This is a genomic window from Streptomyces sp. C, from assembly GCF_000158895.1.
GTDB classification, from domain to species: Bacteria; Actinomycetota; Actinomycetes; order Streptomycetales; family Streptomycetaceae; genus Streptomyces; species Streptomyces racemochromogenes.
Window position 1 is genome coordinate 2,778,880 of the sequence record NZ_GG657750.1, and the last position, 24,916, is coordinate 2,803,795.

The window sequence follows — 24,916 nt, forward strand, 5'->3', positions numbered from 1 at the left end:
GGTCGGCCTTTGGTCTCTTTGACGGCACTGAGTGCCTTCAACCTGCTCATCCTGCCCCCTCCGCGCCGGTTGTCGGAACCCCAAATGATCGATCATCTAGGTGATGTTTCCCACCGAGACCCGGCCGGCGAGCCGCGCGGCCACCGCCGTGTACCTCCTGCCTGCGGAAACGGTACGCACCGCCTGCCCGAGGGCCTTGCGGGACCCGACCAGCACGACCAGTTTCTTCGCCCTGGTCACGGCCGTGTAGAGCAGGTTCCGCTGGAGCATCATCCAAGCCCCGGTGGTGACGGGGATCACGACCGCCGGATATTCACTCCCCTGGGAACGGTGGATGGTGACGGCGTACGCGTGCGCCAGCTCGTCCAGCTCGGCGAATTCGTACCCCACCTCCTCGTCCTCCTCTGTACGGACCGTCAAGCGCTGCTCTTCCACGTCGAGAGCGGTGACCACGCCCACGGTGCCGTTGAAGACGCCGTTGGCGCCCTTCTCGTAGTTGTTGCGGATCTGGGTGACCTTGTCGCCGACCCGGAAGACCCGGCCGCCGAACCGCTTCTCGGGCAGGTTCGGCCGGGCCGGGGTGATCGCCTGCTGGAGCAGGCCGTTCAGGTTCCCCGCGCCGGCCGGACCCCGGTGCATGGGGGCCAGGACCTGGACGTCCCGGCGCGGGTCGAGCCCGAACCGGGCCGGGATCCGGCGGGCGGCCACGTCCACGGCGAGGACCCCGGCCGCCTCCGTGTCCTCCTCCGGGAAGAGGAAGAAGTCCGGCAGGCCGTCGGTGATGGGCGGCACCCCGGTGTTGATGCGGTGGGCGTTGGTGACGACGCCCGACTGCTGCGCCTGGCGGAAGATCCGGGTCAGCCGGACGGCCGGCACCGGACCACCCTCCGCCAGCAGGTCCCGCAGCACCTCGCCGGCGCCGACCGAGGGCAGCTGGTCCACATCGCCGACCAGCAGCAGGTGCGCACCCGGCGCCACCGCCTTGACCAGCTTGTTGGCCAGCAGCAGGTCCAGCATCGAGGCCTCGTCGACCACGACCAGGTCGGCGTCCAGCGGCCGGTCACGGTCGTACGCCGCGTCCCCGCCGGGCTTGAGCTCCAGCAGCCGGTGCACGGTGGAGGCCTCGGCCCCGGTCAGCTCGGACAGCCGCTTCGCCGCGCGGCCGGTGGGGGCGGCGAGCACCACCTTGGCCTTCTTGGCCCGGGCCAGCTCCACGATGGAGCGCACCGTGAAGGACTTGCCGCAGCCGGGCCCGCCGGTGAGGACCGCCACCCGGCGGGTGAGGGCCAGCCTGACGGCGTCCCGCTGCTCGGGGGCGAGGCTGGCCCCGGTGCGGCCGGCGAGCCAGCCGAGGGCCTTGTCCCAGTCCACGTCCTGGAAGCCGGGCATCCGGTCCTCCTCGGCGTGCAGCAGCCGGCGGACCTGGCCGACCAGCGACAGCTCCGCCCGGTGGAAGGGGACCAGGTAGACAGCGGTGAGGGGGTCGGGGCCGCCCTGGGGGTCGGGCACGGGCTCCCGTACGACGCCCTCCGGATCGGCGGCGAGCTCGGCCAGGCACTCGATGACCAGCCCGGTGTCCACCTGGAGCAGCTTCACCCCGTCGGCGATGAGGCGCTCCTCGGGGAGGAAGCAGTGCCCCTGGTCGGTGGACTGCGACAGGGCGTACTGGAGGCCGGCCTTGACCCGTTCGGGACTGTCGTGGGGGATGCCGACGGCCTGGGCGATGCGGTCGGCGGTGAGGAAGCCGATGCCCCAGACGTCGGCGGCGAGCCGGTACGGCTGGTTCTTGACCACCGAGATGGAGGCGTCCCCGTACTTCTTGTAGATGCGGACCGCGATGGAGGTGGAGACGCCGACGCCCTGGAGGAAGACCATGACCTCCTTGATGGCCTTCTGCTCCTCCCAGGCGGCTCCGATCAGCTTCGTCCGCTTGGGGCCGAGGCCGGGGACCTCGATCAGCCGCTTCGGCTCGGCCTCGATGACGTCGAGGGTGTCGAGGCCGAAGTGCTCGACGATGCGGTCGGCGATCCTGGGGCCGATGCCCTTGATGAGGCCGGAGCCGAGGTAGCGGCGGATGCCCTGGATGGTGGCGGGCAGGATCGTCGAGTAGTTCTCGACGCTGAACTGTCTGCCGTACTGCGGGTGCGAACCCCAGCGGCCCTCCATGCGCAGGGATTCGCCGGGCTGCGCGCCGAGCAGCGAGCCGACGACGGTCAGCAGGTCTCCCGCGCCGCGGCCGGTGTCGACCCGGGCGACCGTGTAGCCGCTCTCCTCGTTGGCGTAGGTGATGCGCTCCAGCACCCCCTCGACCACCGCCTGTTGCACCGCCCCGTTGTTCGCCATGACACGAAGCTACCGCCCCGCTCCGACAGCCCGGCGGGCCTGTGGACAAACGAAAGGGGGTCCGGCCTCGCGGCCGGACCCCCTCACGGTTACCCCTCCCTCGTCGGACTTCCCGATCCCCCCGGATCCCCACCCGGAAGTCCCGACGTTCCATACGACCCGCGTGGCGCCCGGAGGGTTGCATGCGGAATCACAGCTTTACCTTTCCATTACGTTCAGCCACTCGGGGAGTACTCCGAGGTGCCATGAAATCGGCATGCACGTAGCGTTTCGGGCATGAGCGAACCCTCCTTCCAGGACGACGTGCTGAACGAGCTCGGCGACGACAAGCTGACCGAGATCGCGGGGCTGCTCGGCACCGACACAGACGGCGCCCGCCAGACCGTCTCCGAGACCGTCGGGGCCATGACCGGCGACCTCCAGGAGAAGGCCGACGACGGTGACGACGAGGTCCGCCAGGCCTTCGCCGAGGTGTCCGAGCCCCCGCTCCAGGGCGTGGCCACCCTGGGCGGCGGCCTCGGCGGGCTGCTCGGCGGCGGGATGATGGCCGGGGTGCTCTCCAAGGTGAGCAAGCCGGTGGCCAACGCCGTCTCGAAGAAGACCGGCATCCCCGCCCCGACGGTCATGCGCGTCATCGAGATGCTGATCCCGGTGCTGATGGCCGTCTTCGCCAAGCGCGCCGCGGGCAGGGGCACCGCCGGGGCCTCCGGCGCCGCCGCCCCCGGCGCCGCCGCCCCCGGCGCCGCGGCCTCCGAGGGCCCCGACCTCGGCGACCTGCTGGGCCAGATCCTGGGCGGCAGGAAGTAGCCCCGCCCGGCCGGCCGGCCCCGCGCTATCCTCGGCGGCCATGGAGACTTCCGGCGCGGCGGTGCGGCTGCGGGACCCCGGGCCCGGCGAGCTGGGCTGGATCGTGCAGCGCCACGGCGCGCTCTACGCCGCCGAGTACGGCTGGAACCAGGAGTTCGAGGGCCTGGTGGCCCGGATCGTCGCGGACTTCGCCGAGGACCACGACCCCCACCTGGAGCGGGTCTGGATCGCGGAGCACGAGGGCGAGCCGGTCGGCTCGGTGATGTGCGTGCGCGAGGACGGCTCGCCCGGCACGGCCCGGCTGCGGCTGCTGCTGGTGGACCCGGCCGGGCGCGGCCTCGGGGTGGGCACCCTGCTGGTCGACGCCGTCATCGCCTTCGCCCGTTCGGCGGGCTACCGCGAGCTGGTGCTGTGGACCAACGACGTGCTGACCGCGGCCCGTTCGCTCTACGAGCGGGCCGGCTTCACCCTGGTCGCCGAGCGCCCGCACCGCTCGTACGGGGTCTCCCTCACGGGGCAGGACTGGCGGCTGCCGCTGCGCGCGGACCCGCCGCGCTGACCGCGTCCGGGGCCGGGCCCGTACGGGTCTTCGCGCGCGCGGGGGCCAGCGAGGTCAGGCCCACCCCGCCGACCAGCAGCACCGCCGCCACCCAGCCCGGCCCCGAGACCCCCTCGCCGAGCACCAGCGCGGCCGAGGACATCCCGAACACCGGCACCAGCAGCGAGAACGGCGCCACGGCCGAGGCCGGATAGCGGCGCAGCAGGTAGGCCCAGGCGCCGAAGCCGAACACCGTGGACACCCAGGCGACGTAGCCGATGACGGCCACCCCGGACCAGTCCAGGGCGCGCAGCGCGGCCAGGTCCCGCTCCGGACCCTCCAGCAGCAGCGACAGCGCGAACAGCGGGACCACCGGGACGACGCACACCCACACCTGGAAGTTCATGGCGTCGGACGGAGCGGCCTTGCGGGTGAGCACGTTGGACACCCCCCAGCAGGCGGCGGCCGCGACGACCAGCACGAAACCGGTGACGGGCCCGGACAGGCCCCGGTCCACGGCGGCCACCCCGATCCCGGCCAGCGCCACGGCCATGCCCAGCAGCCGCACCCGGGCGGGCCGCTCGCGCAGCACGACGGCGGCCAGCGCGGCGGTGAAGACGGCCTGGACCTGGAGCACGAGCGAGGACAGCCCGGCCGGCATCCCGGCGGCCATCCCCGTGAACAGCAGCCCGAACTTGGCGATGCCGAGGGCGGCGCCGACCCCGACGATCCACTTCCAGGCGACCTTGGGGCGCCCCACGAAGAACACGGCGGGCAGCGCGGCGACGAGGAAGCGCAGCGCGGACAGCAGCAGCGGCGGGAAGTGGCCGAGGCCGATCTCGATGACGACGAAGTTGAACCCCCAGACGGCGGCGACGAGTACGGCGAGTGCGGTGTGTACGGGACGCATGCTCCGAGCATCGACGCCCGGACCATGTAGCACCAGCGCGGATCCCTACCGGGATGGATGAAGCAGTGCTTACGATTGGCGGATGCTCGACCTGTCCCGGCTGCGCGCCCTGCACGCCGTCTCCGTCCACGGTTCGGTCGCGGGCGCGGCGGCCGCCCTCGGCTACACCCCGTCCGCGGTCTCGCAGCAGATCGCCAAACTGGAGCGGGAGACCCGCACGACGCTGCTGGAGCGGCGCGGGCGCGGGGTCGCGCTCACCGAGGAGGCCCGGCACCTCGCCGACACCGCCCGTGAGCTGCTGGCGATCGTGGAGCGCGCCGAGACCACCCTGGAGGAGCGGCGCGGCCGGCCGAGCGGGCTGCTGACGGTGGCCGCCTTCGCTTCGGCGGCGCGCGGACTGCTGCCGGGGGTGCTGGCCGAGCTGGCGGAACGCCATCCCGCGCTGGACGTGCGCCTCACGGAGGTCGACCCCCACCTGTCGGTGGACCTGGTCGCCCGGGGCGTCACCGACCTGGCGGTGGCGCACGACTGGGACATCGCCCCGCTGCCCGCCCCCGACGGCGTGGAGCAGGCGGTCATCGGCGACGACCCCTGCGATCTGGTGGTCCCGGCCGGGCACCCGTTCACCACCCGGCGGGCGGTGCGCCGGACGGACCTGGGGGGCCAGCGGTGGGTGTGCCAGCCGCCCGGCCGGGTGTGCCACGACTGGCTGGTGCGGACCGTGCGCACGGCGGGGTTCGAGCCCGACATCGCGCACACCGCCGAGGAGAACCACACGATCGTCGCGCTGGTCGCCGCCGGTCTGGGGGTGGCGGTCGTGCCCCGGCTGGGCACGGGCGCGCTGCCGCCGGGCGCGGTGGCCGTACGGCTGGAGCCCGGTCCGGTGCGCAGGCTGTACGCCCTGTGGCGCACGGGAGCGGCCCGCCGGCCCGCGATCACGGAGACCGTGCGCACCCTCCAGGAGCACTGGGCGACAGCCGGGGGGCGTACCTAACGGGCCATTCCCGAGTGTCCGTCAGGCGTGGCGCCGGGTACGGCAGTAGGGTCCCACGGGTGCCGAACCACGCCTCCCGCCGGGCCCTGCTCGCCGCCGCCATGGCCGCCGTCACGGCCGCCGGAGCCGCCGGGGCCGCCTCCACGGCCTCGACCGCCGCCCCCGGGACCCCGGACGACTCCCGCGCCCCCGGCGGGCCGCCGGGGCGGCGCCCGGACCGGGAGCGGCTGCGGGCGCTGGTCTCCGGGCTCGGGCTGCCCGAGCTGGTGGGGCAGTTGTTCGTGTCCCGGGCCTACGGGCATTCGGCGACGGACCCCGACCCGGCGGACGCCGAGCTGAACATGGAGCACTTCGGGGTGCGCACCGCCGCCGAGCTGGTGGCCCGCTACCACCTGGGCGGGGTCGTCTACTTCGCGTGGGCCCGCAACACCCGTGACCCGCACCAGATCGCCGCCCTGTCCAACGGGCTCCAGCGGGCCGCCGCGGGCTCGGGGGCGGGGATCCCGCTGCTGCTGTCGGTGGACCAGGAGCACGGGGCCGTCGCCCGGATCGGCCGGCCCGCGACCCTGCTGCCGGGGGCGATGGCGCTGGGCGCGGCGGGCTCGGCCGAGGGGGCGCGCCGGGCGGCCCGGGTGGCGGGGACGGAGCTGGCGGCGCTGGGCATCCGGCAGGACTGGGCTCCGGTGGCCGACGTGAACGTGAACCCGGCCAACCCGGTGATCGGCGTGCGCTCCTTCGGCTCCGACCCGGCAGCCGTCGCGGCCCTGGCCGCGGCCCAGGTGCGCGGCTACCAGGGGGCGGGGGTGGCGGCCGCGGCGAAGCACTTCCCGGGCCACGGGGACACCGAGACCGACAGCCACGTCGGGCTGCCGGTGATGCGGCACTCCCGCGCCCAGTGGGAGGCGCTGGACGCGCCGCCGTTCCGGGCGGCGGTGCGCGCGGGCGTGGACGTGATCATGACGGCGCACATCGTCTTCCCCGCGCTCGACCCCTCGGGTGACCCGGCGACCCTCTCGCGGCCCATCGTGACCGGTCTGCTGCGCGAACAGCTGGGCTTCCGCGGGGTGGTGGTCACCGACGCCCTCGACATGGCGGGGGTCCGGCAGAAGTACGGGGACGACCGGGTGCCGGTGCTGGCCCTGAAGGCGGGCTGCGACCTGCTGCTGAACGCGCCGGACCTGGGGCTCGCGCAGCGCGGCGTGCTGGCGGCGGTGGAGTCGGGCGAGCTGTCGCGGGCCCGGGTCGAGGAGTCGGTGCTGCGGGTGCTGGAGCTGAAGGCCCGCCGGGGCCTGTTCGAGGACCCGTACACCTCCGACGCGGCGGTGGACGCGGCGGTGGGGACGGGCGTGCACCTGGCGGCCGCCGACGTCGTCGCGGCGGGTACGACGACGCTGCTGGCCAATCCGCGCGGGCTGCTGCCGCTGGACGCGTCGGCCGGGCCGAAGCTGCTGGTCACCGGCACCGACCCGGTCTCCCCCACGGGCACCACGGGCCCCCCGACGGCGGTCCTGGCGCGGGAGCTGACCGCCCTGGGGTGCCGGGCGCAGGCGCTCCCGCCCGAGCGGGCGGTGGCGGCCGCGCCGGGGCACGCGGCGGTGCTGGTGTGCACGTACAACGTCCCGGAGGGCGAGAGTCCGCAGCGCACGCTGGTGGCGGAGCTGGTCGCGACGGGCGTCCCGGTGGTGCTGGTCGCGGTCCGCAATCCGTACGACCCGGCGCGGCTGCCCGCGTGCGCGGCCGAGGTGGCCACGTACACGTGGACGGACGTGGAGATGCGGGCGGCGGCACGGGTGCTGACGGGCGCGAGCCGGCCGTCGGGCCGGCTCCCGGTGCCCGTCCCGGGCCGCTACCCGCTGGGCCACGGGCTGTCGTACTGAAGTACCGGAAGTACCGGAAGTACCGGAGTACGACAGCCCGTCGGGGTCCCTTACCGGCGCAGCGACTCGCGGCGCAGGTCGGTCTGGTCGAGCACCGGGTCCGGCGCGGCGAGCGGTGCCGCCGGCTGCGGGGCGGCCCCGTCCGCGCGGAACACGTCGGCGGCGGGGGCCACTCCGGCCCACTGGAGGATCCGCGCGGTCGCGAGGGCCTTCTCGCCGTCCTGGAGCTTGGCGACGTTGGCCCCGTGGTTGGCGCCCGGAGCGGTCATCACGTAGCTGTCGCGCACCCCGTACCCGAGGTGGAAGGGCTCGGCGCCCCACGGGTCGTTCTGCCCGTACACGAACAGCATCTGGTGGGCGTTGTTGCGGACCCAGGTGTCCACGTCCGCCATGGCCGCCGGCTGGAAGGTCATGGGGATGTCGCGCGGCACGAAGTTGCGCGGCGGCTGGTAGCCGTACCGGCTCAGGCCCTTGAGGTGGGGCTGCTTGATGTCGGGCGAGCCGAGCTGCGTACCGGCCTGGTAGTAGTACGGCGTGTACGTCTCCAGGCCCTGGTCGGCGTAGGCCGAGAAGCCGGAGATCGCGTCGACCGTGTCCCAGATCTGCTGGTCGGTGGCGGTCTTGGCGTCCGGGATCGTGGCGCAGTCGGCGAGCAGGCTGTACTGCCAGAAGGCCCAGGTGTAGTCCAGGACCACGGCCTCGAAGGCCTTGTCGAGGCTGCCGACGGTGTTGAAGGTCCAGCCGTTCTCGGCGGCGGCGGCCTTGTACTTGGCCTCCAGCGGCTCGCGGCGGATCAGGGCCTCGCGCTGGACGTTGTTCAGCTTGTCGCGGCACTCCTTGGTGCCGACCTTGCCGAAGAACCGGTCGTAGGCCGAGTCCTCCTTGTTCACGACGTCGTTGGGCGCCACGTAGGCGACGACACCGTCCATGTCGCGCGGGTAGAAGCGCTCGAAGTACGTCGCCGTCATGCCGCCCTTGCTGGCGCCCGTGGACAGCCAGTTCTTGGGGTAGATCTTCTTCAGGGCGGTGAAGAGGCGGTGCTGGTCGCTGGCGGCCTGCCAGATGTCGAGCTTCGACCAGTCCGCCGGGTCGGGGCGGGACGGGTTGAAGAATCGATACTCCATGGACAGCTGGTTGCCGTCGATGATGGTCGTCGGCTCCGCGCGGCGCGGGTTGGTGTTGACGTTGTAGCCCGAGGTGTAGAACACCGTGGGGCGGGAGACGTCCTTGTGCAACAGGGTGATGCGCTGCTTGAAGGTGCCCTTCCACGGCTGCCGGTGGTCGACCGGCTGCTCGTAGTTCAGTACGAAGAACCGGTAGCCGGGGTACGGCTTCTCCTCGATCAGGCTCATCCCCGGGATGGCGAGGATCTGGTCCTTGATGTCCGCTGCGGAGCCCTGTCCCGCGGTGGCCTGCGCGGCGGCGGCCGGCTCTGCGGCGGTTGCCGTCTGAGCCGTGAGACCGGCCGTGCCCATGGTGCCGATCAGCACCGCGACGGGCAGTACCCGGCCAAGCGTCTTGCGCATTCACCCTCCCCTTGAGTTCACTGTGGTCGCCCGTGAACCTAGCGGGATCAACGCGCCCGTGAACAGACCCAGTTGGGACGCGGCCTCAGCACAGGATCCAGCCAGATTCGACGGATCCGGCCGCCATCTCGCCCCTTACGTACACACACCGGCTGATCGCGCCCACGGTGACGGGGCCCGCGTAACGGGTGAACTGCCCCGCATCGCCCACCGGCACCCCGCCGCGCGGCTGAACGCTGACGGCCATGTGGCGGCGCTCCCCCGGCAGCAGGGCGACGGTCATCGCGCAGACCTGGGCCCGGCTCTTGAACACCCGCACCTCGGCCCCGGGCAGCGGCATCGTCTGGACCAGCTGGCCGGCACAGCCTCCGCCGGCCGCCGACGCGGCGGGCGCCGCGAGGACGCCTCCCACCGCGAGCCACAGCGCGCCCCCGAACACCCCCAGGGACACGGCCCGTCCCCGACGTCCGCGGTCCTGCCTCATCTGTCCCCCCGATCGGTCGTACGTAACACGTACGCACGTACGACGCTCGGTCGACCCGGAAGGTTGCACTACCCTGGGCGATCGACCGAACGCACACCGTAGCCGTGAAAGGCAGCCGACATGACGACCGATCTGCTCGACCGCAAGCTGGAGCGCGCCTTCGCCCACCTGGACGCCGACGACAACGGCGTGATCGACGAGAAGGACATGATCGCGCTCGGGTCGCGGCTGCTGACGGCGCTGTCGGAGCCCGCCGACTCCCCCAAGGCGACCGAGGTGTTCCGCGGGCTCACCGACTTCTGGGTGGACCTCTTCAACGAGCTGGGCGTCGGCCAGGACCAGAAGCTGACGCCGGTGCAGTACCGGGACGGCATGACCCGCCTGTACAAGGACGGCGGCCCGGCCTACGACAAGTCCTTCCGGCCGATGATGAAGGCGATCCTCACGGTCGTCGACACCAACGGCGACGGGCACATCAGCCCCGAGGAGTTCCACAAGGCGCAGCTGGCCTTCGACACCCGGCTGGAGCGCGCCGACGCGGACACCCTCTTCGCGAAGATCGACAAGAACCACGACGGCTACCTGTCGGTGGACGAACTCCTCGACGCCGTGCGCGAGTACTACACCGGCGACGACGAGGACGCCCCCGGGAACCTGCTCTTCGGCGAGCTCTGATCCCGGGGGCGCCCCTGTCGGACCGCGGCCGTGGCGGCCGGCCGGTTACGCGGCGGCGGCCGCCTCGTCCTCGCCGGCGAAGGTCCGCCACAGCACCGCGTACCGCCCGCCGCGGGCCAGCAGTTCCGCGTGGCTGCCGTCCTCCACGACCCGGCCCCGGTCCATGACCACCACCCGGTCGGCCCGGGCCGCGGTCGTCAGCCTGTGGGCCACCACGAGGGTGGTCCGCTTGCCCGCGAGGCGCTCGGTGGCCTGGTTGACCTGCGCCTCGGTGGCCAGGTCCAGGGCCGCCGTGGCCTCGTCGAGCAGCAGTACGTCCGGGTCGACCAGCTCGGCGCGGGCCAGCGCGATCAGCTGGCGCTGGCCGGCCGAGAGGTTGCGGCCGCGCTCGGCGACGGCGTGCAGGTAGCCGCCGTCGAGGGTGGCGATCATGTCGTGGGCGCCGACCGCGCGGGCGGCGGCCTCCACCTCGGCGTCGCTCGCCCCGGGCCGGCCGTAGGCGATGGCGTCGCGGACCGTCCCCGGGAAGAGGTACGGCTCCTGGGGGACGACCCCCAGCCGGTGGCGGTACGCCGTCAGGTCCAGCTCCCGCAGGTCGGTGCCGTCGGCGGTGACCCGGCCGGCGGTCGGGTCGTAGAACCGGGCCACCATCTTGACCAGCGTGGACTTGCCCGCCCCGGTCTCGCCGACGAAGGCGACGGTCTGCCCGGCGGGTATCCGCAGGCTGATGCCGGCCAGCGCGTCGCCCTTGGACCCGCGCTCCTCCGCGGTGCCGTAGCGGAACCGCACGCCCTCGAAGGCGATCTCGCCGCGCAGCGCGGTGACCTCGCGGGGCTCGGCCGGGCGCGGGGTGGTGGTGGGCTCGCGCAGCAGGTCCTGGATCCGGCCGAGGGAGACGGTGGCCTGCTGGTAGCCGTCGAAGACCTGGGACAGCTGCTGGACCGGCGCGAAGAACAGGTCGATGTACAGAAGGTACGCCACCAGCGCGCCGGTGGTGAGGGTGGCCGCCTCGACCCGGCCCGCGCCGACGATCAGCACGGCCGCCGCCGCGCCCGAGGACAGCAGCTGGACGAAGGGGAAGTAGACCGATATCAGCCACTGGCCGCGCACCCGCGCCTCGCGGTACGCGTCGCTGCGCTCGGCGAACCGGGCCCGGCCCGCGTCCTGCCGGCGGAAGGCCTGCACCAGCCGGAGGCCGGCCACGGACTCCTGGAGGTCGGCGTTGACCAGGCTGACCCGGTCGCGCGCCAGCTCGTACGCGGCGACCGACCTGCGGCGGAACACGATCGTGCCGACGACCAGCACGGGCAGGGTGGCGAAGACGATCAGCGCGAGTTCGACGTCGAGGACCAGCAGGGCGACCAGGATGCCGAAGAAGGTCAGGACGGAGACGACGGCGGTGACGAGCCCGGTCTGCAGGAAGCTCGACAGGGAGTCCACGTCGGTGGTCATCCGGGTCATGATCTTGCCGGTGAGCTCGCGCTCGTAGTAGTCCAGGCCGAGCCGCTGGAGCTGCGCGAAGATCTTGACGCGCAGGGAGTAGAGCACGCGCTCGCCGGTGCGCCCGGTCATCCGGGTCTCCGCGAACTGTGCGGCCCACTGGCCGAGGACCACGGCGAGGGCGAGCAGGGAAGCCGCCCACACCGCGCCCAGCGCGGCCCGCTCCACGCCCTGGTCGATGCCGTGCCGGATCAGGACGGGCAGCAGCAGCCCGGCGCCCGCGTCGAGGGCGACCAGGCCCAGGCTGATCGCGAGCGGGGCCCAGAAGCCGGCCAGCAGCCTGCGCAGGCCGTAGCTCTCCTCGGCGGCCGCGGACCGGGTCTCGTCCACGCCCGGCTCGTCGTCGGCGGGGGGCAGCGCGGCCACCTGCGCCAGCAGTTCGGGCGTGGCGCCCGGCGCCGGGGCGGCCTCGGACTCGTCCCCGCGCCGCCACAGCTCGGGGGTGACCCCGTCGACGACGCGCCGCTTGGCGCTCACCGGCTCGGAGTCGATCTCCGCTTCGAGCTCGATGTCCTTCTCCAGGTCCCGCTCGAACTCCGCCATGGGCGGCGCGTCGGGGGTGCGCGGCGAGTGCGCGCCGAGGACCTCGGGGTCGGTGAGCAGCCGCCGGTACAGCGCGGAGCGGCGCTCCAGCTCCTCGTGCGTACCGATGTCGGCGAGCCGGCCGTGCTCCATGACGGCGATCCGGTCGGCGAGCGCGAGGGTGGAGCGGCGGTGGGCGATCAGCAGGGTGGTGCGGCCGGCCATCACGGCCCGCAGCGCCTCGTGGATCTCGTGCTCGACGCGGGCGTCGACGGCCGAGGTGGCGTCGTCCAGGAGCAGCAGGCGGGGGTCGGTGAGGATGGCGCGGGCGAGCGCGACGCGCTGGCGCTGGCCGCCGGAGAGGGTCAGGCCCTGCTCGCCGACCTTGGTGTCGTAGCCGGCGGGGAGGGCTTCGATGAACCCTTCCGCCTGGGCGGCGCGGGCGGCGGCGCGGATGTCCTCCTCGGAGGCGCCGGGGCGCCCGTAGGCGATGTTGGCGCGGATGGTGTCGGAGAAGAGGAAGGAGTCCTCGGGCACCAGGCCGATGGCGCCGCGCAGCGAGTCGTAGGTCAGCTCGCGCACGTCGTGGCCGCCGACGCGGACGGTGCCGCGGTCGGCGTCGTAGAAGCGCGGCAGGAGCTGGGAGACGGTGGACTTGCCGCTGCCGGAGGCGCCGACGAGGGCCACGGTCTCGCCCTCGGCGAGGGCGAGGGAGAACCCGTCGAGGACGGGGCGGCCGGGCTCGTACCCGAAGTGGACGTCGTGGAACTCGACGGTGGCGGGCGCGTCGGCGGGGAGTTCCCGCGTCCCCTCGCGGATCTCGGGCTCGGTGTCGATGAGCTCGAAGACCCGCTCCGCGCCGGCCCGGGCCTGCTGGGCGACGGTGAGCACCATGGCGAGCATGCGGACGGGCCCGACGAGCTGGGCGAGGTAGGTGGAGAAGGCGACGAAGGTGCCGAGGGTGACCTGTCCCCGGGTGGCCATCCAGCCGCCGAGGGCCAGCATGGCGACCTGCGCGAGGGCGGGGACGGCCTGGAGGGCGGGGGTGTAGCGGGAGTTCAGGCGGATGGCGCGCATCCGCCCGCCGAAGAGCCGGCGGCCGGCCGCGCGGAGCTTGCCGGTCTCCTGCTCCTCCTGCCCGAAGCCCTTGACGACGCGTACGCCGGTCACCGCGCCGTCGACGACGGAGGCGACGGCCGCGGCCTGCTGCTGGGCGTACCAGGTGGCGGGGAAGAGCTTCTTGCGGCTGCGCTTGGCGATGAACCAGAGGGCGGGGGCCATCAGCAGCGCGACGAGGGTCAGCAGCGGGGACAGCCACAGCATGACGCCGAGGGATATCCCGAAGAGCAGGAAGTTCCCGATGGTCATGGGCAGCATGAAGAGCAGCCCCTGGATCAGCTGGAGGTCGCTCGTGGCCCGGCCGACGACCTGTCCGGTGGACAGCTCGTCCTGCCGGCGCCCGTCGAGGCGGGCGATGGTGTCGTACATGTCGGTGCGCAGGTCGTGCTGCACGTCGAGGGCGAGGCGTCCGCCGTAGTACCTGCGTATGTAGGTCAGTACGTAGACCAGCAGGGCGGCGCCTATGAGCAGGCCGGCCCAGGGCCCCATGGGCTTGCTCTCGTCGCCGATGACGTCGTCGATGATGACCCGGGTGACGAGGGGGACGAGCGCCATGACGGCCATGCCCGCCAGCGAGGACCCGAGCGCGAGGAGCACGTTGGCCTTGTACCGCCAGGTGTGGGCGGCCAGCCGCCTGCCCCAGCCCGGCTTCTCACCAGCCGCTGTCTCCCCAGCCTGCGCCGCCGTCACCTGATTGCCTCCCCGTAGGTCCTGTCCTGCCGCCTCCACCAACGCCCCCACCGGCGGATTTCATCCCACCGCAACAATCGCACCGGTGTCCGGACGGCGCCCGGGGGCGGCGGCCGTCCAGGGGACCGCCGGCCGCTCGACCCGCGCTGGAGGGGGGCGGGCGGCGGGAACCGATGGGCCCCGGGGGCGCTCTAGCCGGGTGCGCACCGGTTGGCGGTGCTCTGGGCTTGTTGGAAGGTTTCGCCGGTTCATGGGTCTGACGAGTGGCACGCTCCTGGCGGGTGCCGTGCTGTGCACGGTGCTGGCGTTCGCGGCGACGGTGTGGCTGTGGCCGCGGCTGGCGGGAGGGAACCGGGGACCGGTCCTGGGGCGCTTCGGGCTGCTGCTCCTGGTCCAGGTGCTCCTGTTCTCCTCGGTCGCGCTCGCGGCCAACCGGAGCTTCCTGATCTACGGCTCGTGGCAGGACCTGGCCGCCGGGGCGCCGCGCCAGGAGGCCGTGGCCGGCGGGGCGGCCGTGCAGGTGCTGGGGCGGCAGGCGCCGGACGTCCCGGGCGGGGGCGACCCGCGGTCGGGCGGGGTGATCGAGAAGGTGACCCTGCACGGGCAGCGGTCGGGGGTGGCGGCCCAGGCGTACGTGTACCTGCCGCCGGAGTACTTCCAGAAGGGCTCCGAGCAGCGCAGGTTCCCGGCGGCCGTGGTCCTGACGGGTTACCCGGGCACGGCGGAGAACCTGCTGAAGGGGCTGCGGTACCCGAAGACGGCCTGGACGCAGGCCCGGCAGAAGAAGATGCAGCCGATGATCCTGGTGATGATGCGGCCGGTGGTCGGCCCGTCCAACAGCCAGTGCGTCGACGTCCCCGGCGGCGGCCCGCAGAGCGAGACCTTCTTCGGCACGGACGTCCCCCGGACCGTCGCGAGCCACTACCGGGTCGGCACCGCAGCCCGGAACTGGGCGATCATCGGCGACTCGACGGGCGGCTACTGCGCCCTGAAGATGACCCTCCAGCACCCGGAGACGTACGCGGCGGGCGTCGGCCTCTCGGCGGACTACAAGCCGGAGGTCGACGCGGACTCCGGTGACCTGTTCCACGGGAACAAGGACGAGGAGAAACGTTCCGACCTGCTGTGGCACCTGGCCAACCGGCCCCAGCCGAACGCGTCGTTCCTGGTCACCACCTCACTCCAGGGCGAGAGCAACCTCCGGCCGACGCAGCAGTTCGTCAAGGCCGTGAAGGACCCGGCCCACGTCTCGTCGATCACCCTCGACCGGGGCGGCCACAACTTCAACACCTGGAACCGCGAGATCCCCCCGGCCCTGGCATGGACCAGCGCCCGGCTGAAGGCCGAGTGATGCCCTAGGCCTCGCCCGGGCGGGCCACCCAGCGGGTGGGCTGGCCCGTCGCCCGCGCGATGGCGTCGAAATCCTTGTCGTAGTGCAGCAGTGTGAGGCCGGTGAGTTCGGCGGTCGCCGCGACGAGCAGATCGACCGGGCCGGCGCTGCGGTGCTCACCCCGGCCGGTGAGCAGACGCTGCACCGCGCGGGCGCGGACGTAGACGCTCTCGGGCACGGGCGTCCAGTTGAAGAGCTCGCCCAGCAGCGCTTCCTTCTCCAGACGGTCGGCGAGCGACTTGGCCGAGAAGAGGATCTCCAGCTCCGTCACCTCACAGATGCCGATGACCCCCTCGGCGAGGTGGTCGCGCCAGGCCTTGCGCACGTCCTCGTTGGTCAGGACCCGCACCACCGCGGAGGTGTCGATCAGATACGTGACCGGGCTCATCGACGGTAGTCGGCCTTGTCGAGGAGGACGTCGAAGTCGCCCCGCTCGCCCATCTCCACGAGCCGCTCCAGCGCTTCGAGGCGCTTGCGCCTGCGGGCGACCTCGTGGAGGGCCGCGTTGACGGTGTCCTTCTTCGACTTCGTGCCGAGTATGGCCGCCGCCTCCGCGAGGGCCTCGTCGTCGACTTCCATGTAGAGGTTGGACATATATGCCTCCTATCCCCGTCTCATATGAAGCATAGGAACGAGGACGGGAGCACGCAATGGGTCTCAGAGGTGCGTCGGGGCGAACATCTTGAGGGTGGCCGGGAGGACCAGGAGGGAGGGGCCCGGGGTCTTCAGGGCCCGGGTGAGGTCCTCGCGGAGGGTGGCCGGGGTGGTGGTGGACGCCGGGACGCCGAAGGAGGCGGCCAGGGCGGTGAAGTCCGGGCGGGCCAGTTCGGTGGCCGTCGTGCGGCCGTCGAAGGAGGCCGTCATGTACTCGCGGAGGATGCCGTAGCCGCCGTCGTCGACGATCAGCCAGGTGACGTCCAGGTCGTGTTCCTTCGCGGTGGCCAGCTCCGAGAGGGAGTACATGGCGCCGCCGTCGCCGGAGACCGCGAGGACCGGGGTGCCGGGCTCGGCGACCGCCGCGCCCAGGGCCGCCGGGAAGGCGTAGCCGAGGCCGCCCGCGCCCTGCGCCGAGTGCATGGTGTTCGGGTGCTTCGGGTCGAACGCGGACCAGGCCCAGTAGGCCAGGATCGTCATGTCCCAGAAGGACGGGGAGCGGGGCGGGAGGGCCTGCCTGATGGAGTCCAGCAGTTCCCGTTCGAGGGTGACGTCCTGCGGGGCGAGGCGGTCCTCGACCGCGGCGAGGAGCGCGCGGACCCGCTCGGGGGCCTCGTCGTCCTCACGGGGTTCGACCGTCTCCAGGAGGGCCTGGAGGGCGAGGCGGGCGTCGGCGTGGATGCCGAGGGCCGGGTGGTTGGACTCCAGCTTGCCGAGGTCCGCCTCGATCTGGACGACCCGGCCGGTGGGGAAGAACGTGTGGTAGTTCGAGGACAGCTCGCCCAGGCCGGAGCCGACGACGAGGAGGACGTCCGCGTCCTCCAGGAAGTCCGTCGTGTGGCGGTCCTCCATCCAGGACCGGAGGGAGAGCGGATGGTTCCAGGGGAAGGCGCCCTTGCCGCCGAAGGTGGTGACGACGGGGGCGTTCAGGCGCTCCGCGAGCTGCCGGAGCTTGCCGGCGGCGTCGGCGCGGACCACGCCGCCGCCCGCGATGATCACGGGGCGGGAGGCCTTCGAGAGCCAGTGCGCGGCCAGCGCGGTGAGCTCCGGGCGCGGGGCCGTCTCGTGCGGGGTCGCGTCCAAGCCGGTGACCTCGGGGATCAGCGTCTCGGCGCGCAGCACGTCCTCGGGGATCTCCACCCAGACCGGGCCGTGCGGGGCGGTGAGCGCGGACTCCCAGGCCTCGGCGACCGCGGAGGGGATCTGGGAGGGGGTGCGGGCGGTGTGGACGGACTTGACCACCTCGCGGAAGGACGCCGACTGGTCCCGCAGCTCGTGCAGGTGGCCCCGGCGGCCCCCGCCCAGGCCCGCGGTGGGGACCTGGGAGGAGATCGCGAGGACGGGGGCGGAGGCGGCCGCCGCCTCCGCGAGGGCGGGCAGGGACATCAGTGCCCCGGGCCCGGTGGAGAGCAGCAGCGGCACGGCCTCGCCGGTGAGCCGGCCGTACGCGTCGGCGGCGAAGCCGGCGTTGTTCTCCGTGCGCAGGGTGACCAGGCGCAGGTCGGAGCGGCCGACGGCGTCGAAGAGGCCCAGCGCGTGCTGGCCGGGCAGGCCGAAGACGGTGGTGGCGCCGAGCCCGCGCAGCGTCTCCACGACCAGGTCCCCGCCCGTGCGGCCCGGCGGCGGCGCCAGGGCGGCCGCCGTCTGGGCCTCGGTGGGACGGAGTACCAGGTCGTGGTCGTGCGTCACGGGTGTGTGGTGCCCTTCGTGCTCGGCTGCCGCACCGTCCCCGCCGCCGTGCCGGGGGTTCAGCCCTGGCGGGAGGCGGCGATCTGACGGCTCATGATCGTGGTCAGCTCGTACGCGGTGTGCGAGGCCGCGACCGAGGTGATCTCCGCGTGATCGTACGCCGGGGCGACCTCGACGACGTCGGCCGAAACCAGGTTGCAGGACGACAGGCCGCGGATGATCTCCAGCAGCTCGCGGGAGGTCATGCCGCCGGCCTCCGGCGTGCCGGTGCCGGGCGCGTGGGCCGGGTCGAGCACGTCGATGTCGATGGAGATGTACAGCGGGCGGTCGCCGATGCGCTGGCGCAGCTGGTCGGCGACCTCGTCGGCGCCGCGGCGGTAGACGTCGGCGGAGGTGACGATGCCGAAGCCCATCTTGGCGTCGTCGTCGAGGTCCTGCTTGCCGTACAGCGGGCCGCGGGTGCCGACGTGGGAGAGCGCCTCGGTGTCGAGGATGCCCTCTTCGACGGCGCGGCGGAACGGGGTGCCGTGGGTGTACTCGGCGCCGAAGTAGGTGTCCCAGGTGTCGAGGTGGGCGTCGAAGTGGAGCAGGGCGACCGGGCCGTGCTTCTTCGCGACCGAGCGCAGCAGGGGGAGGGCGATGGTGTGGTCGCCGCCGAGGGTCATCAGGCGGGAGCCGTTGCCGAGGAGCTCGTCGGCGGCGGCCTCGACCGTCTCGACGGCCTCGTTGATGTTGAAGGGGTTCACCGCGATGTCACCGGCGTCCGCGACCTGCGCGAGGGCGAAGGGGGAGGCGTCCTGGGCCGGGTTGTACGGGCGCAGCAGGCGGGAGGCCTCGCGGATGGCGTTGCCGCCGAAGCGGGCGCCGGGGCGGTAGGAGACGCCGGAGTCGAAGGGCACGCCGACGACGGCGACGTCGGCGGAGCCGACCTCGTCGAGGCGCGGCAGGCGGGCGAAGGTCGCCGGGCCCGCGTAGCGCGGGATGCGGGAGGAGTCGACGGGGCCGCGCGGCTGCGTGCTCATGGGGGGTGCCCTTCTGGTGGTCCTGCTGGTGCGGTCCTTCGAGCGTAAGCGTGCCGTGCGGGGGTGGGGAGGGTACGTTTCATCCATCTGGCAGCACTGGAATGTACGGAGTATCCATGGCGGATGTCCCGGTCCCCTCGAACCCCGGCGACGGGCCGCGGGCGGGGGTGCCGTCGTCGGCGCCCGCCGGTGAGCCGATGACGCCGCCCGTGGGGCTGGCGGCGCTGCTCGGCGAGCGGGGGCTCGGGCTGCGGCACCTCGCGGGTCCGGCGGTGGCGGAGGTGCACGGGGTGCACGCCTCCGAGATGGCGGACCCCTCCCCGTACCTGCTGGGCGGCGAGCTCCTGCTGACGGCCGGGGCCGAGCTGACGGAGGCCGGCGCCGCCGCCTACGTCGGCCGGCTGGCCCGCGCCGGGGCCGCCGCGCTCGGCTTCGGTGTGACCCCGGTGCACGAGGTGGTGCCGCCGGGCCTGGCCGAGGCGTGCGAGCGGTACGGGCTGCCGCTGGTCGAGGTGCCGCCCGGGACCCCGTTCACGGCGGTCGCCCGCAGCGTCGGGCGGCTGATGGCGGAGGCGCGCACGCGGGAGCTGCGCCGGGTCGCGGAGGCGCAGCAGGCCCTGGCGGCGGCCGCGGCCCGCCCGGACCCGGTCCCGGCCCTGCTGTCCCGCCTGGCGGCGAGCCTGGGCGGCTGGGCGGCCCTCCTCGCCCCGGGCGCCGACCCGGCCCCCGACCCGGCGGGGGCCGTCGGGGCGGCCGCGGGGCGGCCCGGGAAGGCGGAGTCGGCGGGACCCGCCGGCCCGGGTGCCGGGCCGGCACCCGCGGCCCCCGGCGCCGCCGGGCCGGCCGGCGACGCCGGGAGAACCCGGAACTCCGGTACCGCCCGGGCCACCGGAGCCGCCCTGGGCGCCGCCCAGGACGCAGCTTCGCGCCGGGTGTCCCCGCGACACCCGCGACACTCGCGACCGGCGGAGGCGCCGGGGCCGTCGCCGCCGGGGGCGTTCCGGACGCGGAGGTGCTCGGGGCCGTGGCCGCGTTGGTGCGGCGGGTGGGGCCCGGGGCCGCGGCCACCGCCACCGACTCGCTCGGCGCGACGAGCCTGGCCGCGTACGCCGTCGGCGGCGGGCGGGTGCTGGCTCTGGCCACCCCGGGGCGGACCCCCGGGGACCACACCATCGCCTCCATCGCCGCCGTACTGCTGAGCCTGGTCACCGCGGAGCGCCCCGCCGGGGACGAGGCCGCGGCCCTGACCCGGCTGCTGCTGGACGGGGATCCGGCCGGGGCGCTCGCGCCCGGGCCCTGGTACGCGGTCCACGCCCGCGGCGGCGGCGACCCGGGGGCCCTCGCCGCCGCGCTGGGCACCGTACTGCTGGACCCGCGCGGGGACGGCGTACGCCTGCTCACCGACCGCGAGCCCGGCCCGCAGCCCGGCTGGCGGCTCGGGGTCAGCGCCCCGGCCGCGCCCGGCGCCCTGGCCACCGCCGCGGCGCAGGCCCGCCGCGCCCTGGCCCGTGCCGAGGCGGCGCGGACCCCGCTGTCCCGGCACGCGGACCCCGGCTTCGCGGGCCTGGTCGGCGACGCCGAGGCGCGGGCCCACGCCGAGGCCCTGCTGGAGCCCCTCTCCCCCGCGCTGCGGGACACCCTGCGCGGCTGGCTGGCCCACCACGGCAGCTGGGACCGCAGCGCGGCGGCCCTCGGCGTGCACCGCAACACCGTCCGCCAGCGCATCGCCCGCTGCGCGGCCCTGCTGGACCGGGACCTCGACGACCCGGACACCCGGATGGAGCTGTGGTTCGCGCTGCGCCGCCTTCCCTAGGGGGTGTCCGCAAAGTCTCGCCCGCCCCGGCCGGCGTCGGGCGGTGTGACCGACCCGCTATGGACAGGATCCACAACCCGCCGGTAACTTAGCTATGAGCAAGCGCTTAGACATGGGCGGCGGACCGCCGCGACGAAGGGAGCCGGCCGTGCGCCGTACGGTGTTCAACGAGGACCACGAGGCGTTCCGCGAGACCCTCCGCGCCTTCATCGAGGCCGAGGTCGTCCCCGTCTACGACGAGTGGTTCCAGGCCGGCCAGGCGCCGCGCGACTTCTACTACAAGCTCGGCGAGCTGGGCATCTTCGGCATCAACGTGCCCGAGGAGTTCGGCGGCGCGGGCCTGGACACCCACAAGTTCGAGGCCGTCCTCTACGAAGAGACCTCCCGCGCGGGCGTCAACTTCGGCGGCTCCGGCGTGCACGTGCTGCTCGCCCTGCCCTACATCAAGATGCTCGCCACCGACGAGCAGAAGAAGCGTTTCCTCCCGAACTTCGTCTCCGGTGAGGAGATGTGGGCGCTGGCGATGACCGAGCCGGGCACCGGCTCCGACGTCGCGGGCATGAAGACCACCGCCAAGCTCTCCGAGGACGGCACCCACTACGTCCTCAACGGCGCCAAGACCTTCATCACCGGCGGCGTGCACGCCGACCGCGTGATCGTCTGCGCCCGCACCTCCGCCCCCTCGGCCGAGGACCGCCGCTTCGGCATCTCCCTCTTCGCCGTGGACACCAAGTCCGAGGGCTACTCGATCGGCCGCAAGCTCGACAAGCTGGGCCTGAAGACCTCCGACACCGCCGAGCTGGCGTTCGTCGACGTCAAGGTCCCGGTCGAGGACCTCCTCGGCGAGGAGGGCAAGGGCTTCTACTACCTCGGCCACAACCTGGCCTCCGAGCGCTGGGGCATCGCCTTCGGCGCCTACGCCCAGGCCGCCGCGGCCGTCCGGTTCGCCCAGCAGTACGTCACCGACCGCACCGTCTTCGGCAAGCCGGTCTCGCACTTCCAGAACACCAAGTTCGAGCTGGCCGCCTGCCAGGCCGAGGTGGACGCGGCCCAGGCCGTCGCCGACCGCGCGCTGGAGGCCCTGGACGCCGGCGAGCTGACCCCGGCCGAGGCCGCCTCCGCGAAGCTCTTCTGCACCGAGGTCGCGCACCGCGTCATCGACCGCTGCCTCCAGCTGCACGGCGGCTACGGCTACATGAACGAGTACCCGATCGCCCGCCTGTACGCCGACAACCGCGTCAACCGCATCTACGGCGGCACCAGCGAGATCATGAAGTCGATCATCGCCAAGTCGATGGGTCTCTGACCCACTTGAACGACTCGCTGGCGGACCTCCTCGATCTGCTCGACCTGGAGCAGATCGAGGAGGACATCTTCCGCGGCACGAGCCGCACCTCCCTGGTGCCGCGCGTGTTCGGCGGCCAGGTCGCGGCCCAGGCACTGGTCGCGGCCGGCCGCACGGTGCCCGCGGACCGGCTGCCGCACTCGCTCCACTCGTACTTCCTGCGCACCGGCGACTCCGGCGCGCCGATCGTGTACTCCGTGGACCGGATCCGCGACGGGCGGTCCTTCACCACCCGCCGCGTGGTCGCCGTCCAGCACGGACAGCCGATCTTCCACCTCTCCGCGTCCTTCCAGACGTACGAGGAGGGCATGGAGCACCAGGCCCCGATGCCGGCGGCACCGGATCCCGAGTCCCTGCCGACGGCCGCCGAGGCGCTGCCCGCCTACCGGGAGATCTTCCGGGACCCGGGCACGGTCGAGCGGCTGCTGGAGGCCCGCGGCGCCGTGGACCTGCGGTACGCGACCACCCCGCCGTGGGGCTCGGTCGGCGAGCCGCTGGAGCCGCGCTCCCAGGTCTGGTTCCGCACCCAGGGCAAGCTCGCGGACGACCCGCTGCTGCACATCTGCCTGGCCACCTACGTGTCCGACATGACGCTGCTGGACTCGGTGCTCCTCGCGCACGGCCGGGGCGGCTGGGCGGTCGGCGACGTGGTCGGCGCCTCCCTGGACCACGCCATGTGGTTCCACCGCCCCTTCCGGGCCGACGAGTGGCTCCTGTACGACCAGGAGTCCCCCTCGGCGTCCGCCGGCCGGGGCCTGGGCCAGGCCCGCATCTGGACCCAGGACGGCCGCCTGGCGGTCACGGTCATCCAGGAAGGTGTCGTGCGCGTCCCGCGCGGCTGAGCGGACATACCGTCGCCCCATGCCGGTCGTAGCCGAATCCGACGTCGCAGCCGACGGGGCGGGATCCGAGAGCGTCGCCACGGTGGTCGTCGCCGTGGTCACCAACCTGGCCATCGCCGCCGCGAAGGCCGTCGCCGGGATCGTCAGCGGGTCCAGCGCGATGCTGTCCGAGGCCGCGCACTCGGTGGCCGACACGGTCACCGAGGTGCTGCTGCTGGCCTCCCTGAAACGCAGCGCCCGCCCCGCCGACGAGGCGCACCCGCTGGGCTACGGGCCCGAGCGCTACATCTGGGCGCTCCTCGCCTCGATCGCCACGTTCGCGGGCGGTGCGGTCTTCGCCGTCTACGACGGGATCCACACCCTGGTGCACGGCGAGGATCCCGGCGACCCGGCGTTCTCGTACGCCGTCCTCGCGGTCGCGTTCGTCCTGGAGGGCTACTCGCTGCTGGTGGCCTGGCGGCAGGTGACGGGCGAGGCGGCGCGGATGCGGGCGCCGCTGGGGATGTACGTGAAGCACACCCCGGACACGGCCGTGAAGGCGGTCCTGCTGGAGAACACCGCCGCACTGGCCGGCCTCGCGCTGGCGGCGGGCGGGCTGCTGGGGGCGCAGCTGACGGGGTCGGGCGTCTACGACGGGGTCGCCTCGCTGCTGATCGGGGTGCTGCTGGTGGCGGTGGCGTGGGAGCTGGGGCGCTCGAACGCGCAGTACCTGATCGGGCGGCCGCTGCCCGCGGCGATGCGGGCGGAGGTGCGCGAGGAACTGCTGTCGGTCCCGCACATCGAGGGGGTGCTGGAGCTGACCACCCTGGTGCAGGGGCCGGACGAGGTGCTGATCGCGGCGAAGGTGGACTTCCACGACCTGGCGTCGGCCCGGCAGGTGGAGGCGGCCTGCGAGGACGCGGAGGACCAGCTGCGGGAACGGTGGCCGGCGGTCCGCCGGGTCTACCTGGACCCGACGCCGGCCCCGACGCCTCCTGTGCAAGGCTGACGCAGTCCCTTGGGGATCCATGGTGATCGTGTTGTGCTCTCGCCGTGGTGTCCTGCGGTGGGCGGTGGCGGATGTGGGTTTGCTGGTCGAATGGGTGACCTTCCGCGGGCGGTGTCGTTGGTCGGATGAGAGCACTGGCGGCAGGGGAGGTGGGCGTTGAGTCGCAAGGTGCCGCTCGCCGTGGGTCAGACCGCCCGGACTGCTTGTGCCCGTGGTCTGTTGCGGGCCGGTGTGGATGAGAAGAGCGGTGAGCTGTTGGCGGTCTCGGTGCTGGCGGAGCGGGTCGGCTGGGCCGCTGGTCTGGTGGCCGCCATGGTCGCCGAGCTGCTGGCCGGCCACTGGAGCGCCGCCTGTGTGGATGCGCTGGCTTGCGGGGAGGACGCGGGCGGGCGGAAGCTGCCGTCGAACGCGTGGATGGCTCTGCGTCGTCTGGGATGGAGCGTCGCGCCGCCCGAAGGCATTCGGGTCAACAAGTCAACACGTCCGACGCCCAGGCGACGCCGGACGCCCTCCCCCGCCAGGCCCCTCGGCCGAGTGGGAAAGTGTCCGGAGGGACACGCTCACACGGACCGCGCACGGCTGCCCCGCGCAGCCCACCGGCACCAGGGCGTGACGACGATCAGCACACCCCCCACTAGCCGACACCGGCCACGAGGCGCGGCACTGGGCGCCGGATTCCACCTCCACGCCCACGCCACCCCTCCACGGTGGGAACAGATTCCCGAACCAGACACCATGTCTGCCACAGGATCACCAAGCTGATCAGAGACACTGAACGGGTGAACCTGGAGGACCTCGCCCGGCTGCGCCGGGCCCGCGACCTGATGGACCGCAACTACGCGGAGCCGCTCGACGTCACCGCGCTGGCCCAGGTCGCCCTGATGTCGGCGGGGCACTTCTCGCGCAGCTTCCGCGCCGCCTACGGGGAGACCCCGTACAGCTACCTGATGACGCGCCGGATCGAGCGGGCGAAGGCGCTGCTGCGGCGCGGCGACCAGTCGGTGACGGAGGTGTGCTTCGCGGTGGGCTGTACCTCGCTGGGGTCGTTCAGCGCGCGGTTCACGGAGCTGGTGGGCGAGAGCCCGAGCGCGTACCGGGCCCGTGACCACGGGGCGGACGCGGCCCTTCCGGCCTGCGTCTCCAAGATCCACACCCGACCGGTCAGGAACGGCCCCCACGCCGGCTGAC

Annotated in this window: 18 protein-coding genes and 2 pseudogenes; 11 read left to right on the forward strand and 9 right to left on the reverse strand. The window is 73.4% G+C overall.

Annotated elements, in window-relative coordinates; genetic code table 11:
- Positions 1-96: 96 nt before the first annotated feature.
- Positions 97-2,343, reverse strand: a complete 2,247-nt coding sequence (locus SSNG_RS12290; RefSeq protein ID WP_042800910.1) for an ATP-dependent RecD-like DNA helicase — start codon at positions 2,341-2,343, stop codon at positions 97-99.
- A gap of 276 nt (positions 2,344-2,619) precedes the next feature.
- Between SSNG_RS12290 and SSNG_RS12295 the strand changes: the two genes are divergently transcribed.
- Together SSNG_RS12295 and SSNG_RS12300 are read left to right on the forward strand one after the other, a co-directional pair.
- Complete coding sequence (locus SSNG_RS12295; RefSeq protein ID WP_007264150.1) at positions 2,620-3,150, forward strand: DUF937 domain-containing protein; 531 nt, start codon at positions 2,620-2,622, stop codon at positions 3,148-3,150.
- Between the two features lie 67 nt (positions 3,151-3,217).
- A pseudogene (locus SSNG_RS12300) lies at positions 3,218-3,709 on the forward strand (GNAT family N-acetyltransferase); the annotation flags it as partial.
- Here the strand turns inward: SSNG_RS12300 and SSNG_RS12305 are convergent.
- Positions 3,660-4,598 (reverse strand): EamA family transporter, encoded by a 939-nt coding sequence (locus tag SSNG_RS12305; protein ID WP_007264152.1) that lies wholly within the window; start codon positions 4,596-4,598, stop codon positions 3,660-3,662. The pseudogene SSNG_RS12300 and the gene SSNG_RS12305 overlap by 50 nt on opposite strands.
- Positions 4,599-4,680: 82 nt before the next feature.
- Here SSNG_RS12305 and SSNG_RS12310 point away from each other — a divergent pair, with 82 nt between their 5' ends.
- Positions 4,681-5,592, forward strand: coding sequence for a LysR family transcriptional regulator (locus SSNG_RS12310; protein ID WP_007264153.1), 912 nt, complete (start codon positions 4,681-4,683; stop codon positions 5,590-5,592).
- 59 nt (positions 5,593-5,651) lie between these two features.
- Entirely contained in the window at positions 5,652-7,469 is a 1,818-nt protein-coding gene (locus SSNG_RS12315; RefSeq protein ID WP_007264154.1) for a glycoside hydrolase family 3 protein, read from the forward strand.
- A 50-nt stretch (positions 7,470-7,519) separates the two neighbouring features.
- Here the strand turns inward: SSNG_RS12315 and SSNG_RS12320 are convergent, their stop codons facing one another.
- The gene (locus tag SSNG_RS12320; RefSeq protein WP_042800911.1) at positions 7,520-8,995 is read right to left on the reverse strand and encodes a S28 family serine protease; all 1,476 of its coding nucleotides are present in this window, start codon (positions 8,993-8,995) and stop codon (positions 7,520-7,522) included.
- Positions 8,996-9,080: 85 nt separating this feature from the next.
- Positions 9,081-9,446 (reverse strand): hypothetical protein, encoded by a 366-nt coding sequence (locus tag SSNG_RS12325; RefSeq protein ID WP_007264156.1) that lies wholly within the window; start codon positions 9,444-9,446, stop codon positions 9,081-9,083.
- 153 nt (positions 9,447-9,599) lie between these two features.
- On the opposite strand from SSNG_RS12325, the gene SSNG_RS12330 reads away from it, so the two are divergent.
- Positions 9,600-10,154: an EF-hand domain-containing protein gene (locus tag SSNG_RS12330; RefSeq protein WP_007264157.1), complete on the forward strand. Its 555-nt coding sequence runs from the start codon at positions 9,600-9,602 to the stop codon at positions 10,152-10,154.
- A gap of 45 nt (positions 10,155-10,199) precedes the next feature.
- Here SSNG_RS12330 and SSNG_RS12335 read toward each other — a convergent pair whose 3' ends face one another.
- Entirely contained in the window at positions 10,200-13,985 is a 3,786-nt protein-coding gene (locus tag SSNG_RS12335) for an ABC transporter ATP-binding protein (protein WP_007264158.1), read from the reverse strand.
- Between the two features lie 250 nt (positions 13,986-14,235).
- On the opposite strand from SSNG_RS12335, the gene SSNG_RS12340 reads away from it, so the two are divergent.
- Complete coding sequence (locus tag SSNG_RS12340) at positions 14,236-15,336, forward strand: alpha/beta hydrolase-fold protein (RefSeq protein ID WP_007264159.1); 1,101 nt, start codon at positions 14,236-14,238, stop codon at positions 15,334-15,336.
- A 4-nt stretch (positions 15,337-15,340) separates the two neighbouring features.
- On the opposite strand, the gene SSNG_RS12345 is transcribed toward SSNG_RS12340, so the two are convergent.
- The 4 genes from SSNG_RS12345 to speB all read right to left on the reverse strand — a co-directional run bounded on the left by SSNG_RS12345 (position 15,341) and on the right by speB (position 18,740).
- Positions 15,341-15,763, reverse strand: coding sequence for a PIN domain nuclease (locus SSNG_RS12345; protein ID WP_007264160.1), 423 nt, complete (start codon positions 15,761-15,763; stop codon positions 15,341-15,343).
- A complete protein-coding gene (locus SSNG_RS12350; protein WP_007264161.1) occupies positions 15,760-15,969 on the reverse strand; it encodes a type II toxin-antitoxin system VapB family antitoxin in 210 nt (69 codons plus the stop codon). The genes SSNG_RS12345 and SSNG_RS12350 overlap by 4 nt, the downstream gene beginning before the upstream one ends.
- Before the next feature lie 63 nt (positions 15,970-16,032).
- Complete coding sequence (locus tag SSNG_RS12355; protein ID WP_007264162.1) at positions 16,033-17,718, reverse strand: thiamine pyrophosphate-binding protein; 1,686 nt, start codon at positions 17,716-17,718, stop codon at positions 16,033-16,035.
- 59 nt (positions 17,719-17,777) lie between these two features.
- Positions 17,778-18,740 carry an agmatinase gene (speB, locus tag SSNG_RS12360; RefSeq protein WP_007264163.1) on the reverse strand — a complete coding sequence of 321 codons (963 nt, stop codon included), beginning with the start codon at positions 18,738-18,740 and terminating at the stop codon, positions 17,778-17,780.
- A gap of 197 nt (positions 18,741-18,937) precedes the next feature.
- On the opposite strand from speB, the pseudogene SSNG_RS43715 reads away from it, so the two are divergent.
- The 5 genes and pseudogenes from SSNG_RS43715 to SSNG_RS12385 all read left to right on the forward strand — a co-directional run.
- Positions 18,938-20,550 (forward strand): annotated as a pseudogene (locus tag SSNG_RS43715) (PucR family transcriptional regulator ligand-binding domain-containing protein); the annotation flags it as partial.
- A 151-nt stretch (positions 20,551-20,701) separates the two neighbouring features.
- Positions 20,702-21,859: an acyl-CoA dehydrogenase family protein gene (locus SSNG_RS12370; protein ID WP_007264166.1), complete on the forward strand. Its 1,158-nt coding sequence runs from the start codon at positions 20,702-20,704 to the stop codon at positions 21,857-21,859.
- Positions 21,860-21,864: 5 nt separating this feature from the next.
- The gene (tesB, locus tag SSNG_RS12375) at positions 21,865-22,740 is read left to right on the forward strand and encodes an acyl-CoA thioesterase II (RefSeq protein WP_007264167.1); all 876 of its coding nucleotides are present in this window, start codon (positions 21,865-21,867) and stop codon (positions 22,738-22,740) included.
- A 19-nt stretch (positions 22,741-22,759) separates the two neighbouring features.
- Entirely contained in the window at positions 22,760-23,728 is a 969-nt protein-coding gene (locus tag SSNG_RS12380) for a cation diffusion facilitator family transporter (protein ID WP_007264168.1), read from the forward strand.
- A 779-nt stretch (positions 23,729-24,507) separates the two neighbouring features.
- Positions 24,508-24,915, forward strand: a complete 408-nt coding sequence (locus SSNG_RS12385; RefSeq protein ID WP_042800912.1) for a helix-turn-helix transcriptional regulator — start codon at positions 24,508-24,510, stop codon at positions 24,913-24,915.
- Position 24,916 lies beyond the last annotated feature (1 nt).